This window comes from Pseudaquabacterium terrae (assembly GCF_013266755.1).
Classification (GTDB): Bacteria; Pseudomonadota; Gammaproteobacteria; order Burkholderiales; family Burkholderiaceae_C; genus Pseudaquabacterium; species Pseudaquabacterium terrae.
On the sequence record NZ_JABRWJ010000011.1, the window covers coordinates 178,258 to 194,260 of the forward strand.

At 65.6% G+C, this 16,003-nt stretch carries 17 protein-coding genes; 16 read left to right on the forward strand and 1 reads right to left on the reverse strand.

Annotated features, from left to right (window positions below):
- Window positions 1-4: 4 nt before the first annotated feature.
- Window positions 5-1,009 carry a fatty acid desaturase gene (locus HLB44_RS30700; protein ID WP_173132375.1) on the reverse strand — a complete coding sequence of 335 codons (1,005 nt, stop codon included), beginning with the start codon at window positions 1,007-1,009 and terminating at the stop codon, window positions 5-7.
- A gap of 410 nt (window positions 1,010-1,419) precedes the next feature.
- Between HLB44_RS30700 and HLB44_RS38030 the strand changes: the two genes are divergently transcribed.
- From HLB44_RS38030 to HLB44_RS30775, 16 genes are all read left to right on the forward strand, one after another.
- Window positions 1,420-1,545 (forward strand): hypothetical protein, encoded by a 126-nt coding sequence (locus HLB44_RS38030; protein WP_281375244.1) that lies wholly within the window; start codon window positions 1,420-1,422, stop codon window positions 1,543-1,545.
- A gap of 40 nt (window positions 1,546-1,585) precedes the next feature.
- Window positions 1,586-2,635 carry a hypothetical protein gene (locus tag HLB44_RS30705; protein ID WP_173132378.1) on the forward strand — a complete coding sequence of 350 codons (1,050 nt, stop codon included), beginning with the start codon at window positions 1,586-1,588 and terminating at the stop codon, window positions 2,633-2,635.
- Between the two features lie 4 nt (window positions 2,636-2,639).
- The gene (locus tag HLB44_RS30710; RefSeq protein WP_173132381.1) at window positions 2,640-3,134 is read left to right on the forward strand and encodes a lytic transglycosylase domain-containing protein; all 495 of its coding nucleotides are present in this window, start codon (window positions 2,640-2,642) and stop codon (window positions 3,132-3,134) included.
- A gap of 105 nt (window positions 3,135-3,239) precedes the next feature.
- On the forward strand, window positions 3,240-3,539 hold the full coding sequence (locus HLB44_RS30715; RefSeq protein WP_173132383.1) for a hypothetical protein: 300 nt from the start codon (window positions 3,240-3,242) through the stop codon (window positions 3,537-3,539).
- Between the two features lie 12 nt (window positions 3,540-3,551).
- Window positions 3,552-3,917: a VirB3 family type IV secretion system protein gene (locus tag HLB44_RS30720; protein ID WP_217283863.1), complete on the forward strand. Its 366-nt coding sequence runs from the start codon at window positions 3,552-3,554 to the stop codon at window positions 3,915-3,917.
- Between the two features lie 61 nt (window positions 3,918-3,978).
- Complete coding sequence (locus tag HLB44_RS30725) at window positions 3,979-6,330, forward strand: VirB4 family type IV secretion/conjugal transfer ATPase (RefSeq protein WP_173132385.1); 2,352 nt, start codon at window positions 3,979-3,981, stop codon at window positions 6,328-6,330.
- The gene (locus HLB44_RS30730) at window positions 6,327-6,779 is read left to right on the forward strand and encodes a hypothetical protein (protein WP_173132387.1); all 453 of its coding nucleotides are present in this window, start codon (window positions 6,327-6,329) and stop codon (window positions 6,777-6,779) included. Before HLB44_RS30725 ends, HLB44_RS30730 begins: the two co-directional genes overlap by 4 nt.
- Entirely contained in the window at window positions 6,779-7,816 is a 1,038-nt protein-coding gene (locus tag HLB44_RS30735; protein ID WP_173132389.1) for a TrbL/VirB6 family protein, read from the forward strand. The genes HLB44_RS30730 and HLB44_RS30735 overlap by 1 nt, the downstream gene beginning before the upstream one ends.
- Before the next feature lie 35 nt (window positions 7,817-7,851).
- Window positions 7,852-8,559 carry a P-type DNA transfer protein VirB5 gene (gene virB5 / locus HLB44_RS30740; RefSeq protein WP_173132391.1) on the forward strand — a complete coding sequence of 236 codons (708 nt, stop codon included), beginning with the start codon at window positions 7,852-7,854 and terminating at the stop codon, window positions 8,557-8,559.
- Window positions 8,559-9,332 (forward strand): VirB8 family type IV secretion system protein, encoded by a 774-nt coding sequence (locus HLB44_RS30745; protein ID WP_173132393.1) that lies wholly within the window; start codon window positions 8,559-8,561, stop codon window positions 9,330-9,332. The genes virB5 and HLB44_RS30745 overlap by 1 nt, the downstream gene beginning before the upstream one ends.
- A complete protein-coding gene (locus HLB44_RS30750) occupies window positions 9,332-10,252 on the forward strand; it encodes a TrbG/VirB9 family P-type conjugative transfer protein (protein ID WP_173132396.1) in 921 nt (306 codons plus the stop codon). Before HLB44_RS30745 ends, HLB44_RS30750 begins: the two co-directional genes overlap by 1 nt.
- Entirely contained in the window at window positions 10,249-11,679 is a 1,431-nt protein-coding gene (locus HLB44_RS30755; RefSeq protein ID WP_173132399.1) for a TrbI/VirB10 family protein, read from the forward strand. The genes HLB44_RS30750 and HLB44_RS30755 overlap by 4 nt, the downstream gene beginning before the upstream one ends.
- A 14-nt stretch (window positions 11,680-11,693) precedes the next feature.
- Window positions 11,694-12,401, forward strand: coding sequence for a StbB family protein (stbB, locus tag HLB44_RS30760; RefSeq protein WP_173132402.1), 708 nt, complete (start codon window positions 11,694-11,696; stop codon window positions 12,399-12,401).
- The gene (locus tag HLB44_RS30765; protein ID WP_173132405.1) at window positions 12,398-12,832 is read left to right on the forward strand and encodes a hypothetical protein; all 435 of its coding nucleotides are present in this window, start codon (window positions 12,398-12,400) and stop codon (window positions 12,830-12,832) included. Before stbB ends, HLB44_RS30765 begins: the two co-directional genes overlap by 4 nt.
- Window positions 12,829-13,929: a P-type DNA transfer ATPase VirB11 gene (gene virB11, locus HLB44_RS30770; RefSeq protein WP_173132407.1), complete on the forward strand. Its 1,101-nt coding sequence runs from the start codon at window positions 12,829-12,831 to the stop codon at window positions 13,927-13,929. Before HLB44_RS30765 ends, virB11 begins: the two co-directional genes overlap by 4 nt.
- On the forward strand, window positions 13,916-15,979 hold the full coding sequence (locus HLB44_RS30775) for a type IV secretory system conjugative DNA transfer family protein (RefSeq protein ID WP_173132410.1): 2,064 nt from the start codon (window positions 13,916-13,918) through the stop codon (window positions 15,977-15,979). The genes virB11 and HLB44_RS30775 overlap by 14 nt, the downstream gene beginning before the upstream one ends.
- Window positions 15,980-16,003 lie beyond the last annotated feature (24 nt).

Genomic DNA, 16,003 nt, shown 5'->3' on the forward strand with positions numbered 1-16,003 from the left:
AGGGCTAGCCCGCTTTTCGCTTGACCAGATAGCGCAGGAACGAACCCTGGCCGTTGAAAATGGCCGTCTCGTCTACCAAGCCCTCAGCTTTGTAGATCGCATGGACAGCGGGCAAATTGGCGAACGAGACGCCCGGGTGCATGTGGTGATAGACGTGCTGAGCAAAGTTGAAGTCAGGCAAGAGAATCTTTTGCCACCACTTTAGGCGAATGAGGGGCGTGACCGAGTGAACGGTGGCGTTGGGCACGTTGTACTTGTGTTCGATGACGGCGATCCATCGCACGAATAACTGCGTCACCGTCAGGAGCGGCACCACCCAGTACACAAGAAAGACGGTCCAAGCGTTCGCGAGGGTGAGCGCTAGGGCGACGGCTGCGAAGAAGATCCAGCGGAGCAACTTGGGCGTCGGGTTTCTGCGTCGAAACTCCGTCACGTCCTTCGGCGCCGTCTTTCCTCGTATCAGCCCCAGCGTATTGATGCCGGTAAGGTCCTTGAGGACGATCCAAAGAAATGAGCGAAGGCTCGTAGGGATCGACCAATCCGGCCCGGACTTTCGGACAAAGTCCGGGTCCTTATCGGTGAAGAAGTACTTGTGGTGCGAAAGGTGAACCGCAGCGTAGTCTTCAACGGTCGTCACGAGCAACGGATAGACCGCGAAGACGTTGATCCACCAATCGGCGAATCTGGATCGCGCCCCGAGCCGATGGACCTGCTCATGCATGAGGAGGCCAAAGACCATCTGGCGGGTTCCGATGCCGATGATGCACAGGATGGTGACTACAAGGTTGTCAGCCCATATACCGAGCGCGATTAGAGCCGCGATTACGGCCCAATTGAGGAACATCTCGGTCAAAAACCGAATGGGCCGTGGTCCAGAGAGCTCAATGATTTTCGCCCTCGCGCTTTGCGAGAGTTGGTCTGGTCCCGCCAAGACGGCGGGGCGCAGGTCGCCGGCGTGCTCTGGCGCAATCACCTTCGCGGATTGATGTGCGGGCGCAATGGCCTCCATACGGGTTCTCCCTGAACCTTTTGGTTGACTAACCCCCTCTGGGGGCGCTGGCTGATCCGAAGCGGGCGCGATGCTAACAAAGCGTTGCCGGTCAACCATCAGGATCGCCGCGCCTTGACCCCCCTAGCTTCAAACTTCTGACAACAATCTGCTAGCTTTTCACCAACCGTCTGACATACAGTGTCACTTGTCTGTCGCATAACAGGCGTTGACCGCCAGACTTCTGGCGCTTCGTCGGAAAGAACCCAGGGGAGCCGAGGACGTGCAAGTGGAACGCTGTGCGTCGCACCGCGCGCAGATGGTCGGCGTCAGCGACGCCGCTGTCGGCGGATCACCGCCGCCTGTCTTGCGGCAGGACGGCGATGTGGGCGAGGACGAGGCTCACCGACTGATGCGCGCCGTCAGCGCGGATGGCTCTGCCGCAGTCGAACGTGATCGTTCTCAAGAAGTGCATCGAGCTCGCCAAGACCAACCGGGCCGCGCGCAGCGCTGCGATGAATCAACAACGCCCTGGCGAGCTCGCCAGGATCAAGTGAAGGGTCTCCTGACCGGCGACTCGATGTGAAGGAAAACGCAATGAGAGCAACCAAGAAGCTTCAGCAATTCGCGCTCATCGTCGCGGCCGCAGCGCTATGCCCGACCATGGCTCATGCCGAGGAAACGTGGCCGTGCGAAGTCGTGCTCTGCAGCGCCAACCCGAAGGGTCCGACCGCGCTGAAGGAATGCGAAGAGCCGATGCGCAAGGCGTGGAAGGCGTGGTCCAAGGGCAAGAAGATTCCGAGCTGCAAGCGCAAGGACGCCAGCGGCGGGAATGGCGGTGAGCTGAGCGCGAACGAAGGCGCGTTGCAGGAGAAGCCGGCCGAGCCCGACAAGAACTGCCCGTTCACCTACTACGCCACCCGGAACCAGTACCGCTATTGCCTCTACACCGGTGTCCAGGAGCAATGGATCGACGGCAAGCTCTGGGGCCGCATCTGGTACGGCGGGCCCACGGCGCAACCGTACATCGAGCAGCTGGTTGAAGATCCCAACAACCCGCGGCCGCCGCAGGCCATCGTGAGCGACTGGCCTGCCATGAAGGCTGACATCGAGGCCAAGGCCGCGGCCGCCGCGCAGGCCTACAAGGCCTGGGAGGCCGCCGAGAACGACGCGCTGCTGGCGATGGGGAAGGCGGCCTTGGCCGCCCACCAGGCCACCACCTACGCGCAGGAGTTGGCCTCACTCGAGGCTTCGCTGCCGGGCCAGATTGCTGGGGCGATTGCGTATGCGAACGCCAGGGACGCAGCGGAGTCGGCATTCCAGCCGAAGCTGCAGGCCGCAGAGGCGGCTGCGAAGAAGCCGGGTGCGACGGCGGCGGATATCGCGGCCTACAACCAGGCGAAGTCGGAGGCCCTGACCCTGTACTACCTGAAGCAGGGTGCGATCAACCAAGTGACCAACCTGCAGACGCAGCAGGCGCAGCTGCCACAGATGCACCAGCAGGCGCAGCAGCTGGCGACGATCGCGGCGCAAGCCCAGGCGGTGGCCGACCAGAAGAAGGCGTTCGCGCAGGCGCGCAAGTCGGAGGCCGACGCAGCAGACGCCGCCGCTCAGCCGCTGCCCAGGTACTTCAGCACCGAGGCCTGAGCGGATGTCCGGCCTCGGCACCCTGATCGCCGCCTGCGCACCGCTGGTCGCGCCGGCGACAGCGCACGCGCTGGTGCACCAGGAGAGCGGCGGGCATCAGTTCGCGATCGGTGTCGTGGATGCCCGGCTCGAACGGCAGGCCAGAAGCATGGCCGAAGCGTTGGCCACGGTCAGGCAGCTCGAAGTGGAGGGCATGAACTATTCGGTCGGCCTGGCGCAGATCAATCGCTCGAACTTCGCGCGCCTCGGTCTCACGGCGCAAACCGCTTTCGAGCCGTGCGCAAACCTGCAGGCGATGCAGGTGATCTTGGGCGAGTGCTTCGAACGTGCGAGCAGGAAAGCATCGGAGCAGCAAGCACTGCGCATGGCGCTGTCTTGCTACTACAGCGGAAATTTTCAGACGGGCTTCCGGCATGGGTACGTCACTAGCGTCGTGAACGCATGGAGAGCGCAAACGGAGAGCCGGCAGCAGCAGGAAAGGAGGTCCCGCACCGACTAGGCGACGAGACAACTGCCTTGCTGGGTGCAGCGTGCGCACGACCCGCCTCGGCCCCCACGGCACCCCCTTTCCCAGCACCAATGACAACAGAAGGAGTCCTTTCGAATGAGGCGCATCAAGCATCACCTGGCTGCAGGCAGAACGATCGCCCCCCGGATCGCGGGTGCAGTTCTGATCGCGGTCACGCAGGGCGCGCACGCCGGCGCTATCCAAGGCGTGGTCGACGGCGTGAACATCATTGCCGCCACGGTGGCGGCGGTGACGCTCGCGCTGTGCACCGTCGGCTTCGGCATGGCCGGCTACAAGATCATGTTCGACGGCGCCAGCTTCCGGGACGTGTCGAACAAGCTGCTCGGTGCCGCGGTCTGCGGCGGCGCGGCGGCGATGGCCGCGATGTTCGTCTGACGGCAGCCGACCATGGCTACTGACCACGCGCAGCCCCGCGGGGCTGTGATGCGCGAGGCGATCTACAAGGGAGCGACCCGGCCTGCGATGAAGGCCGGGGTTCCCCTGATTCCGATCGTCGTCGTCCTGATGCCGATCGCCCTCGTGACGTTGTGGGTCGGCTCGCTCGTCAGCCCGTGGGCGTTCCTTGTAGGCGTGTCGCTCGACGGCGCCGTCTATCTCTGGATGCGCTCGGTCACGGCGCGCGATGACCAGCGCCTGACCCAATGGTTCAAGGCCCTGAAGCTCAACCACTTGAACAGCAACCGCAGGCTCTTCGGTCTGCGCAGCTACAGCGCCTATCGCGCAAGAGGAGCGAACGATGTCTGGAGGCGCTAGCCCACGGTTCTGGGGGCAGAAGGACACGAATGTCGGCGAGTTCGTGAGCATCTCGAGCCCGGTGTCCGAATTCGACACCATTACGCGCAACGGGGACTACCTGCGCACCTGGCGCGTCGGTGGCGTGACCTTCGAGGGCGTGCAACCGAACATCATCGCCGAACGGCACGAAGCCCTATGCAACATGCTGCGCAACCTGCCCGAAGGCAGGTGTGCGGTCTACATGCACCGCATTCAGCGCCGCGGCACGGACCGGCTAATGGACCCGGTGGCGCCAACATTCAGCGCGACGTTCAGCCAGCAGTATCAGGACCGGCTGCAGGCCGAGCCGTTTCTGATCAAGGAACTGTTCCTGACCTTGCTCTATCGCCCCTGCGAGACCGCGCGCGACAAGAGCCTGCGCAAAGGGCAGCGGACAGTCGATAACCTGAAGCGCTGGAACGCTGAGGCGATCGAGCGCATGGACGAGCTCGGCGGTTTGATCGAGGCGGCGCTGTCGGATTTCGAACCGCAGCCGCTCGGCGTTCGCGCCGAGCCGACCGGCGACTACTGGGAAGCCGGCGAGCTCTACGCGTACCTGGTCAATGGCATCTGGCAGAAGGTGCGCGTGCCGGCTGGGCCCGCCTGGAAGGTCTTGCCGGATGTGCGGCTCACGTTCGGTGGCGCCGAGATCGAGATCCGGGGCCTGGCGACGAAGCGCTACGCCGCGATCCTCGACATCAAGGAGTATCCCGCAGAGGTCGAGCCGGGTTCATTGAGCCCGCTGCTCTACCTCGACTCCGAGTACATCGAGACGCAATGCCTGGCGCTGATGCCGCGCCGCGCGGCGCTCGCGGCGCTGCGCGTACAGCGCAACCAGCTGATCGCGGGGGAAGACGTGGTTCACACGCAGGTCGCTGCGATGGACGACGCGATGAACTGGCTGGGGGACGGCCTGTTCGCGATGGGTGAGTACAGCTACACGCTGGCGGTCTTCGGAGACTCCCCCGGTGATGCGCGCATGCGCGCGCAAGCGGCTGTGGGCCGCGTGGCAGCGTTCAACGCCATGCAGCTGGTGCCCGTCGAACTGCTCGGCGATGCCGGCTGGTTCAGCCAGCAGCCGGGGAATTTCCAGTGGCGCACGCGCAAGGCAGTGATCTCCTCGCGAGCCTTCGCAGCGCTCACCTGCTGCCACACGTTCTTGCTCGGCAAGCGCGACGGCAACCCGTGGGGCGAAGCGTTGGCCTTGATGCGCACGCCGGCCGGCCATCCCTTCTACCTGAACCTGCACGTGTCCTCGCCGGACGAGGACGCGGCCGGCAAGAAGCTGCCCGGCAACACGATCGTGATCGGTTCGACGGGCAGCGGCAAGACGACGCTGCTCACCGCGCTGATGGCGCTGAGCGCGAAATGGCCTCAGCCACCACGCATCGTGAGCTTCTCGCTCGATCGGGACACCGAGATCATCATCAGGGCGCTGGGCGGCACCTTCGGCCGGTTCGAGTACGGCGAACCGACCGGCCTGAATCCGCTTCAGCGTCCGGTGACTGAGGCCCGCGTCGGGCACTGGATGGCGCTCGTGAAGCAGTGCATCGAGACGCCGCAACTGCCGTTGCTGCCGAACGAAGTCGCGGCGATCGACGCTGCCGTTCGCGGCGTGGCCAAGATGCCGCTCGAGGAGCGGCGCTTCGGAACACTTCTCGGGCTGCTGCCGCGGGACCGCGAGAACAGCCTGTACGACCGCTTCCGGCGCTGGACGGCTCAAGGGGAGATGGGCTGGGTGTTCGACCGCGCTCCGGACAGCCTGGGTGAGATCAAGCGCCATCGCTACCTCGGGTTCGACTACACGGGCATCCTGGCCGCAGATGAAGTCCGGGTGCCGGTGATGATGGATCTGTTGAACATCAACGACGAGCTCGTCGACGGCACGCCCTTCATCTATCACGTCGCAGAGTGCTGGAAGGCCTTGGGCGACAGCATCTTCGCCAAGTTCGTCAAGCACGGCCAAAAGACGATCCGAAAGCGCAGCGGCCTCGGGATCTTCGACACCCAGGAGGTCGGCGACCTCCTGAGCAATGAGAACGGGCGCGTCATGGTCGAGCAGTCGGTCACCAAGATCGTGCTGCCGAACAAGGATGCCGATCGCGATGAATACCGCGCGCTCGGACTGACGGATGCGGAGTTTCAGCTCGTGCAGGACCTGGGGCGCCGCGGCGCACGGCAGTTCCTCATCAAGCAAAACGGCACGAGCAACGTGTGCGAGTTCAACCTACGCGGCATGGACGACGCGCTGGCCGTGCTGTCGACAACGCAGGAATCGGTGCAGCTGCTTGACCTGATTCGTGCCGAGGTCGGTGATGAACCGGACCTGTGGCTCGAGCCGTTCTACGCACGGGTTCGCGCGGCCGCCGAACGCTTCCGGAGGAGCGCATGAAGATGAACAGAACCGTCACGGGCATGGCGCTCGGCATCGTCATTGTCATCGGCCAAGCGATGGCCGCGCCACCCGTCTTGACTGCGACGTTGCCCTACAACGAAGCGGTCCGCAACGCGAACGGCAAGCGCCAGGTGGAGCTCCCGCCGCGCAATCCGCACTACCCGAAGCTGAAGATCGCGAAGGTGGGCGCGCCGTTCGGCGGGAACACGCACTGGATGATCGAAGGCCCCGACGGCCTCCTGCAATGCACGAGCACCGTCGTGACGGCAGAGAGCTGCGAGCCTTCGGACATCGGCACGGTCAAGAAGCTTCGGACCTGGGTCGTGCTCATGAAGGGCGCATGGCACGCCTGCATCGGCATGGCGGCACCGGTCAAGTGCCAAGGGCTCTATGCGAAGCCTACCAGGGACAACGTGCTCGCACTGCCACCAGAAGAGGTCCAGTGATGTTCTCGCACCTGGGCAACTGGCTGAACCAGTTCCTGAGCGGCTACGTGAACAACGCGGTCAGCATGCTGTCAGCCGCGTTGATGCCGCTCGCGCTCGTGATGCTGACCCTGTACATCGCGAACTACGGCTTCGCCGTCATGCGGGGTGAAGTGTCCGAGGCGATCGATACCTTCGCCTGGAAGGTCGTCAAGTTCACGTTGATCTGCGGCTTCGCGCTCGGGGGCGGTCTCTACATCGGCAACGTCTCGTCCGTCCTCGAGAACATGCAGGACGGCATGGCCACGATGTTCATCTCGTCAGGCGGCGGCGGAGCCTTCGGCGCAGCGTCATCGGTCGGCTCGGCTTTCGGAGCACTGGATGTCGCGTTCCAGGCGGGCGTCGATGCGCTCGACGATCTCTGGAAGGAAGCCGGCATCACGCGGCTCGATCTGGTCGTCGCCGGGATCGTCTACACGCTGGGGTTGGACGTATTCCTGTTCGTCGCAGCCGCGGTGGTGCTGATCTCCAAGATCTTCCTGAGCTTCGCACTTGCCATTGGGCCAGCGGCGATTCTTTGCCTGCTCTTCAAGCCAACGTCGCGCTTCTTCGACTCGTGGCTGTCCTTCGCATTGTCCGCGGTCGTGATGACCTGGTTCGTGTTCTTCGCGCTCGGCATGTCGCTCTTCGTCGTCAACAAGTGCATCGAGAGCGTCGTGGCTTCCGGGGCCTTCCAGGCGCAGGGCGACGTGAACGGCCTCGAGGCGGCGGCCGGTCTTCTTGTGATCTATGTGCTGCTCGCCGTCCTGCTGTGGCAGTCGCCGAAGCTCGCTTCGGCATTGACAGGAGGCCCGGCGGTGCAGACCGGGGCGTCGATGGTCGCGAGCTACATCCTCGGCAGCGTCGGGCGTGGATCTGGCTCGGGCGGCGGCGGCAGTGGCGGTGGCCGCTCCAACGAAGTGCAACGAGGTGGCGGCCCGAGCTACGGCTCGGGCCACGCGGCCGGCCAGGCGGCTTACCAGCGCGTCAGCAGCCTGTTCGGTGGTGGGCGCCGGTAGCGGCGCTTCGAGTGTTCAACGCAAAGGAGAGGAAAGTGAAGAAAACCCTCGTGAAGTTGATGATGGTGGTGGCGGTTTGGATCGCACCGCACACCGCCAAAGCCGGCATCCCGGTGATCGATGTAGCGAACCTCGCGCAGGCGATCATGGATGCGGCGACGATGATCAAGGAACTGGAGCAGATGTACGCCCAGTACCAGCAACTCAAGCAGCAGTACGAAGCGATCTCCGGTGCCCGGAACCTCGGCCAGGTGCTCAACAGCCCGCTGCTACAGAACTACGTTCCGAAGGACGCGCACACCGTTCTGAGGTCCATCAACACGCTCGGGAAGGCCGGCTTGACAGGCAAGGCGAAAGCTTTGCGTGACGTAGCGATGGTGTACGACTGCGGCGAACTTTCCGGCGCAGCGCGCTCTCGATGTGAAGCCGAGCTGAGCAAGCCGTATCAGTACCAGGCGTACTACGACGACGCATTGGAGCGGGGCAGCAAGCGCGTCGATCAGATCAATCAGCTGATGCAGCTCGCGGGCACGACGGAGGATGCCAAGGAGATTGCCGAGGTTCAGGCGCGCATCGCCGCCGAAAGCGCACTGCTGCAGCATGAGCTCTCCCAGATCCAACTGGTGCGCGCGTCGTCCGAGGCCGACGCGCAGGTGCAGCTGGCGCGGGCGCGCGAAGCGCAGCGCGAGAACGCCGCGCGCACCGGCAAGCTCGGCGCCAACATCTCATCGTTGGGGTTGTGATGAGCGTCGCCGATACGATGAAGCTGCCGGCATCGCCGGCCGCGCTCAAGGCCTTGGCCGAGAGCAGCGGCTGGGAGGTCGAAACCCGTGCCGTGCTCGCGCGGTCTGAACGCCGGGCGTGGTTGATCTCCGCCGCCTCGGTCGGCATCGCCGTGCTGGGCATGGCTGCAGCCACCGCGCAGTACCTGAAGCCCCCGCCAGCGGCCAAAGTCCTGATGGTCGACAAGACCACGGGCGAGACGGTCGTGCTCCCTAATCTCGACGACTCGTCGAGCGTCCCGCAGGTGGCCGCGATGGACCTGCACAACGCCGCGGTCTACGTTCGGGCGCGTGAGTCCTACAACTACTCGATGCTCGGCGCGGACTACCAGCAGGTGGCCCGCATGAGTACGCCTGAGCTCTTCCGGCCCTACCAAACGCTCTTCACGGGGCCCGAGGCGCTGCACGAGAAGCTCAAGGACAATGAGCTGCGCCGCGTGACGGTGATCAGCGTGCGACCGACAACGGGCTCGCAGTACGGGCGCGGCGGTGAAGCGCTCGTGACCTACGAGCGCGAGGTGCGCAACCAGTCGACGACACAGCCGATCGTGACCAGGTACACCGCGACCGTCCGGTACGAGTACCGGCCGGGGGCGGTCAAGAAGGACGTCGACCGGCTGGAGAACCCGTTCGGGTTCGTGGTGACCGGGTATCGCACCGACGCCGAAGTCGCCGCTTCGCGCATCGAGCCGGCGGCACCGGCTGGTGGCCCCAGCTTGCCCGGAGGCGTGTGATGCAAGCCCATCATCTGCTTGCGATCGTCGTGGCCGCTTCGGTCCTTCCCGCTGCAGGGGCCAAGGCCGCCGAGGCTTCGGGCTCGAAGGCGAGTTCCGCATCGAGCTCGGCGCAGGACCCACGCATCCGGCGCGTCGAATATGCGCCGGATGCGGTCGTGGTCGTGCATACGAAGCGCGGCCAGGTGACGCACATCGTGCTGGCGGCCGACGAGCAGCTGGTCGGCGAGCACGCGACGGGCCAGGGCTCGTCCTGCGAGACGCCGATCGACACCTGGTGCGTCGCGGTCGGGGAGACCCGACGAGACATCTTCGTCAAGCCGCGCGAAGGCGCGACGACGAACAACCTGTCGCTCGTCACAACGAAGCGGCGACACACGTTCGAGCTGGTGGCGCAGGAGAGAGGCATCACCGCGATGCGCGTCGTCATGACGCTCCCGGCGCCGGCGGCGCCGCAGGCCCGCAGCCAGGTCGCGGTTCCCATCAGGCCGCCAGAGATGTCGGCTGAAAGGTTGGTGGCCAATCGGATGCAGGCCGTGCCGGTCGTTCGCAACGCCGACTACTCGGTTGCGGTCGGGCAACTCGGCGAAGAGATCGTCCCGACCATGGTCTACGACGACGGTCGTTCGACCTACTTCCTGTGGCCGGGCAACCGGCCGCTGCCGGCCGTGTTCGCGAATGCTGCCGACGGCAGCGAGGAGACGGTGAACGTGCGCATGGGCGAGGACGGGCTGCTGGTGGCTGATCGGGTTGTGCGGCGCTTCGTGCTGCGCCTGGGCGAGGCGGTGGCAGCGGTCGTCAACGAAGCGTTCGACCCCGAGGGCGCAGCGGCCAAGGGCGCAACGGCAGTGCCTGGCGTTGCACGCGCCGTGATCGGGCGAGCAGAGGTTGCAGCAGGCAGCGATGGAGTGAACCGATGACACAAGCGCCAAACACGGTGCCATACGAGGGCAATGGCGATGCCCAGCTGACCGGCGACGCGGTGCCGGGACTTGCGCCCCAGCGGCGCTCCGGTGTGTCGGCAACAGCCATCCTGGCGCTTTCCCTGCTGGCGTTGTCGGTGGTGGTCGTCGCGAGCTTCGTCGCGAAGCGCTTCCTCGACAGCCGCCGTGAGGCGCAGCCTGACAAGGCACCGCCGGTCGCGAGCGCGAACGCGCAGAAGCTGCGGCTCGGCGACGCGCGAGCGGGGACTGTTCCGACGGGGCAAGCAGCCTCTGCGCCGGCGCCGGCGGCATCGGGACCGATCGGAGAGCGTGGGCAACGGGTGCCGGCGATCAGGGAGGCAGGCGATGTGCAGCCGATACCGGTCGTGCGCACTGGCGCGGGAGCGGGAGCGGCGCCGAACAGCCGCGCCGCTGGCTCTCGCGCTGGCCAGCCGCAACAGACGATCAACCCGATCGATGCCCCAGTGTTCTCGGGACAGGCTCGCGGCGCTGCGCCGCGGCAGCACGTCTCCGGCAATGGGAGTTCGGGCAGGCATGTCGCTGATCAGGACGCGGCCGGCGGTGACGATCCCGTGCGCGAGTCGATGGACAAAGCGATCGAGGACCTGAAGGCCCATCGCCTGCGCCTGCAGGCGAAGCTCGACAGCGCGGAAGGTTCCCTCGTCGGAGGGCAGAGGGCTCCAAACGTACCGTCCGGCCTCGAGTACCCCAACCCCTGGGGACCCGGCGCGTCGAACCGGCCTGGTGACGCCGACGGCAACACGTCCCGGCTCCTGGGTGGCATCGACCACAGCGCAACGCCGAAGGTGCGTGCGCAGAAGCCCTTCAATCGCTCGCTGACGATTCCGCAGGGCGTGATCATCCCCTGCACGCTGCAGACGCGGATCGTGACCGCGACGTCAGGTTTCATCAGCTGCATTGCGCAGCGCGACATCACCGGGCATGACGGGAAAGTGGTGCTCGTCGACAAGGGCAGCCACTTCAACGGTGAGTACCGCATCGTGAACGTGAAGCCGGGCCTCACGCGAATTCCAGTGATCTGGACCCGCATCCTGACGCCGCAGGCGGTGTCGGTCGACTTGGAATCCCCGGCGGTCGGGCAGCTCGGCGAAAGCGGGATCGGCGGCTACGTCGACAACCGCTGGCCCGAGCGGATCGGCGCCGCCCTCCTCGTCTCATTGATCGAGGACGCCATCAAGCTCGCCGGCGGGTCGGACGACAAAGGCGGCGAAAGGGTGTACCTGCCGTCGACTGCCGAACGCAGCTCCTCGCTCGCTGAAGAGGTGCTGAAAAGCACCATCAACATCCCGCCGCTCATGTACCAGAACCAGGGGGGCGTGGTCGGCGTGCGCGTCGCGCGAGATCTCGATTTCTCGAGCGTCTACAAGCTCGTGCCGCAATGAATGGGAGGAAGCAGATGAAGGTCGTCCTGATCAACTTCAGCGGCAACGTCGGCAAGTCCACACTCGCCGCCCACATGCTGGCGCCACGCATTGGTGATGCGCAGATCTACAGCGTCGAGTCGCTCAACCTCGATGCCGAGCTGGACGGCGTCGAAGTCGAACGGCATCGCGGAAAGCGCTTGATCGAACTGCTCGACGAGGTCATGAGCCGCGAGGCCGCCGTCGTCGATGTCGGAGCGAGCAACGCCGAGGAGTTCATGAAGGGCATGCGCTCGCTGCAGGGCGCTCATGAAGAGTTCGACTGGTTCGTGGTGCCGGCTGTGCACTCGCGCAAGCAGCTCGGCGACACGCTGAACACGATCCGGGCCCTGCAGGAGCTCGGCGTGCCGCGCGCGAAGGTCCGCGTGGTGATGAACCGCGTGGACGAGGGCGACTCGGTTCAAGTCGAGTTCGGCGTGCTGTTCCATGCAGCAGCCACCGAGGGGAACTGCGTCGTGCCTCCGGCCGCGACGGTGTACGCCAACGAGGTGTTCGAGCGCCTGAAGGGCACGGGGTTGTCGCTCGCTCAGGTGCACGCCGACACGACCCCTTGGCGGGACCGGTTCCGTGCCGCGACGACAGACGAGGAGCGCGACCACGCCCTGCGCATGCTGACGCTCAAGCGGCTCTCGGGGAGCGCCAGCTCGAACCTCGATCACGCGTTCGGAGCGCTCTTCGCATGAACGCGGTGGCCAAGGAGCTGGGCACATTACAGCTCAATTTCGCGTCCGCGAAATTCCTCCCGTTCTTACCCGAAGAGTGCCAGGAGAACCCTGGTGTCTACGGCTTCGAGCTGGCGCTGTGGGTGGCGCAGCGCCTCATCGAGGCGGGCATCGCGAGCGGCTATCCGTTCGGCGAGGACTGGGGATGGTTCGTCGAATGCATCGACGACCAGGCCGAGATCCGGATCGGCTGCTCCAGCGTCTCGAACGAAGGCGACGGCTACACCGGCGAAGCGATCACCTGGCGAATCTTCATCAAGCAGCTGGTGTCGCTGATGCAGCGCTTGAAGGGCACGCCGACGTCGCCCTCCGTCAAGACGATCGCCAGGACCTTGCAGGTCGCGCTCGAGGCCGAAGGCATCGCTGTCACTTTCGAGGAGATCGAGCAATGATGAACGGCACCCAGATGTTGGCGGCCGAGCCGATCCCAACCTTCCCCAGGGCACGGACAGGCCGGGCGAACGCGTATGCCGAGATCGACGAGACCACCGCACTGCGTCGCAAGCTCGCGCCGCTGCGCCAGTACCTCGACCGTCCCGGCGTGATCGAGGTCTGCGTGAACAAGCCCGGCGAGGTATGGGTCGAGACCTTCGAAGGCTGGAAAGTCTTCGCCGACGACGCGATCACCTTCGCCGGCATGACCGAGCTTGCGACCGCCGTCGCGACCTACACCGTGCAGGGCACCGGCGTGATGGCGCCGCTGCTGAGCGCATCGCTGCCGAGCGAGGAACGCATCCAGATCCTGCAACCGCCGGCGACGCCAAGCGACTACGTCGCGGTGTCGCTGCGCAAGCCCATGGACTCGGTGATGTCGCTGTCGGATCTCGAGGGCTCGGGGCTCTTCATGCACGCGCAGAACGAGCATGCGCGTCGCAGTGCCGACGACGAACGACTCCTGCAGCTGAAGGAGGATGGTCGCCTGGCCGAATTCCTGCGCCAGGCCGTGCTCGCGCGCAAGACCATCGTGCTCGCCGGCGCGACCGGCAGCGGCAAGACCACCATGATGAAGGCGCTGGCCGCGGAAATCCCGGCCAACGAGCGCCTGATCACGATCGAGGACGCGCTCGAGCTCAAGCTGCCGAAGCACCCGAACAAGGTGAACTTGCTGTACAGCAAGGGTCGGCAGAACGCGGCCAAGGTCACGGCCGACCAGCTGCTTGAGGCCTGCATGCGACTGCGTCCCGATCGCGTGCTGCTGGCTGAGATCCGCGGCGAGGAAGCGTTCTCCTTCCTCGACGGCGCAGCGTCCGGGCACCCCGGGTCCATCACGACCGTGCACGCGGGCTCGTGCGACGAGGCCTTCGAGCGCATCGCATTGCTCACGCGCAAGTCCGGTGCCGGCGGCGGCCTCTCGATGCCCGAGATCAAGCAGCTTGCCTACAGCGTGATCGACGTCGTCGTGCACTTCGCGCGCGTCGGTGCGAACCGCAAATTCGCCGTGACCGGCGTTCACTACGCGCCGAAGGGTCTGGCTCATGGCGGCGCCTGAGACAGCGAGCACGGCCGCGCCGGCCGCCGTGGCGCCGAGAAAACGCGGCAACGGCGCACAGACGTTCAAGGCGATCGCGATCGGCGCCGCGGTCATCGGGTACCTGGGTCTGTCGTACGTCGGCACGCTATGCGGCGCGACGGCCGTCTACCTGGTCGCGCACAAGCAGGCACCCAGATCGTTGAGCACTGGTCGCTTCTGGGACCTATGGGCGGACACAGCCGAGGACCCACAGGACCGCAAGAAGCTCAAGGTCGGCCTGATCGTCTGCGGCATCGCGTTCTTCGGGCTGCCGTGTGCCATAGCCGCAGGGTTCGGCACACGCCGCGAGCTGCATGGCAGCGCGCGATGGGCCAAGCACAGCGAAGTCGTGAAGGCCGGCCTGCTGAGCAACACGGCCGGCATCGTCGTTGGCAAGCTCGGCAACCGCTTCCTCACCTTGCCGGGCCAGCAATCGGTGACGCTGAGCGCCCCGACGCGCTCGGGCAAAGGGGTCGGCGTCGTCGTGCCGAACCTGCTGTCGTGGTCCGACTCGGTCGTGGTCGTCGACATCAAGGGCGAGAACTTCGAGCTGACCGCGGGCTTCCGAGCGAAGCACGGGCAAGCGGTGTACGTCTGGGCACCCTTCGCACGCGATGGCCGCTCGCATCGCTGGAATGTGCTCGGCGCCGTGCGCGAGCAAAACCGGTTCCGCGTCGGCGATCTGCTCGGAATCGCGCAGGTGCTCTACCCCAGCTCGGGTGGCGGCGTGTCGGGCACGGACAAGTTCTTCAACGAACAGGCGCGCAACCTCTTTCTGGGGCTGGGGTTGTACCTCCTCGAGACGCCCGAGCTGCCGCGGACGATCGGCGAGATGCTGCGGCAGTCCAGTGGCAAGGGCAAGCCGCTGAAGGACCACCTGGTCGAGCTGATCGCGCAGCGGCGCGAATCCGATCACCCCCTGTCGGACGTGTGCGTCGATGCGTTGAACCGCTTCCTCGGCACGTCCGAGAACACGCTCACCAGCATCCTCGCGACTTTCAACGCGCCGCTCACGGTCTGGTCCGAGCAGTTGGTCGACGCGGCGACGAGCACGAGCGACTTTTCCCTCGGCGACCTGCGACGTCGGCGCATGAGCGTCTACGTCGTCATTCCGCCCAACCGGCTGGCCGACGCCGCGGTGCTGCTGAACCTCTTCTTCTCGCAGTCGGTCAATCTCAACACCGAGGTCCTCCCACAGCACGATCCGGCGCTGAAACACCAATGCCTCTTCGTGCTCGACGAGTTCACGGCGATGGGACGGGTCGGCATCCTGGCCAAGGGCATCGGCTACATCGCCGGCTACAACCTGCGCGTGCTCACCGTCATCCAGGCGGTGAGTCAGCTCGACGACACCTACGGCAAGGAAGCGTCGCGCACCTTCAGCACGAACCACGCCCTGCAGATCCTGTACGCCCCGCGCGAACAGCGCGATGCGAACGAGTACTCGGAAATGCTCGGGACGCTCACCGAGAAGGGCACGAGCACCGGTCGCTCGGTGAACAACGGGCCGCGCGGCGGCTCGACGACGTCGCGCAATGTGAGCGACCAGCGTCGTGCGCTCCTGCTACCGCAGGAGTTCAAGGAGCTCGGGCCCGATCGCGAGGTCGTGCTGTACGAGAACTGCCGGCCGATCCTCGCCGAAAAGATCCGCTACTACGCCGACCCGTTGCTCGCGCCTCGGGTCCTTCCCCCTCCGGAGGTTCCCTTGATCGACCTTGGCCTGCACCAGGCACGCGTCGAAGGACGCATGCGCTTCGCAAAGCCCGAAGAAGTCTTCACGCTCGATCAGCTGGCCGGCGACTTCGGCCGGTTGCCGCGGCTGTCGGAGGACCCGACCCGCGACGAGGTGTCCAGCCTCGTGGACGCCTTCTTCGAGTGCGGCGCGATCGAGTTCGAGCGAACCGCTGTCGGCGCGAAGGGCGCCGACCAAGAAGACGCTGGCGAGGGCGCCCATGGCACTCCGACGGGCTCGAGCTTGGCCGACGCCGACGGAGCGATCGACGACGAGCGCCTGGCGGCGCTTCGCTGACACCAACCGACACGAGGAAATCTC

Bases quoted from the DNA above. Each gene is read 5' to 3' on its own strand.
- HLB44_RS30700 (WP_173132375.1), bottom strand. From the start codon at position 1,009: ATGGAGGCCATTGCGCCCGCACATCAATCCGCGAAGGTGATTGCGCCA.
- HLB44_RS38030 (WP_281375244.1), top strand. From the start codon at position 1,420: ATGGCTCTGCCGCAGTCGAACGTGATCGTTCTCAAGAAGTGCATCGAG.
- HLB44_RS30705 (WP_173132378.1), top strand. From the start codon at position 1,586: ATGAGAGCAACCAAGAAGCTTCAGCAATTCGCGCTCATCGTCGCGGCC.
- HLB44_RS30710 (WP_173132381.1), top strand. From the start codon at position 2,640: ATGTCCGGCCTCGGCACCCTGATCGCCGCCTGCGCACCGCTGGTCGCG.
- HLB44_RS30715 (WP_173132383.1), top strand. From the start codon at position 3,240: ATGAGGCGCATCAAGCATCACCTGGCTGCAGGCAGAACGATCGCCCCC.
- HLB44_RS30720 (WP_217283863.1), top strand. From the start codon at position 3,552: ATGGCTACTGACCACGCGCAGCCCCGCGGGGCTGTGATGCGCGAGGCG.
- HLB44_RS30730 (WP_173132387.1), top strand. From the start codon at position 6,327: ATGAAGATGAACAGAACCGTCACGGGCATGGCGCTCGGCATCGTCATT.
- HLB44_RS30735 (WP_173132389.1), top strand. From the start codon at position 6,779: ATGTTCTCGCACCTGGGCAACTGGCTGAACCAGTTCCTGAGCGGCTAC.
- HLB44_RS30745 (WP_173132393.1), top strand. From the start codon at position 8,559: ATGAGCGTCGCCGATACGATGAAGCTGCCGGCATCGCCGGCCGCGCTC.
- HLB44_RS30750 (WP_173132396.1), top strand. From the start codon at position 9,332: ATGCAAGCCCATCATCTGCTTGCGATCGTCGTGGCCGCTTCGGTCCTT.
- HLB44_RS30755 (WP_173132399.1), top strand. From the start codon at position 10,249: ATGACACAAGCGCCAAACACGGTGCCATACGAGGGCAATGGCGATGCC.
- stbB (WP_173132402.1), top strand. From the start codon at position 11,694: ATGAAGGTCGTCCTGATCAACTTCAGCGGCAACGTCGGCAAGTCCACA.
- HLB44_RS30765 (WP_173132405.1), top strand. From the start codon at position 12,398: ATGAACGCGGTGGCCAAGGAGCTGGGCACATTACAGCTCAATTTCGCG.
- virB11 (WP_173132407.1), top strand. From the start codon at position 12,829: ATGATGAACGGCACCCAGATGTTGGCGGCCGAGCCGATCCCAACCTTC.
- HLB44_RS30775 (WP_173132410.1), top strand. From the start codon at position 13,916: ATGGCGGCGCCTGAGACAGCGAGCACGGCCGCGCCGGCCGCCGTGGCG.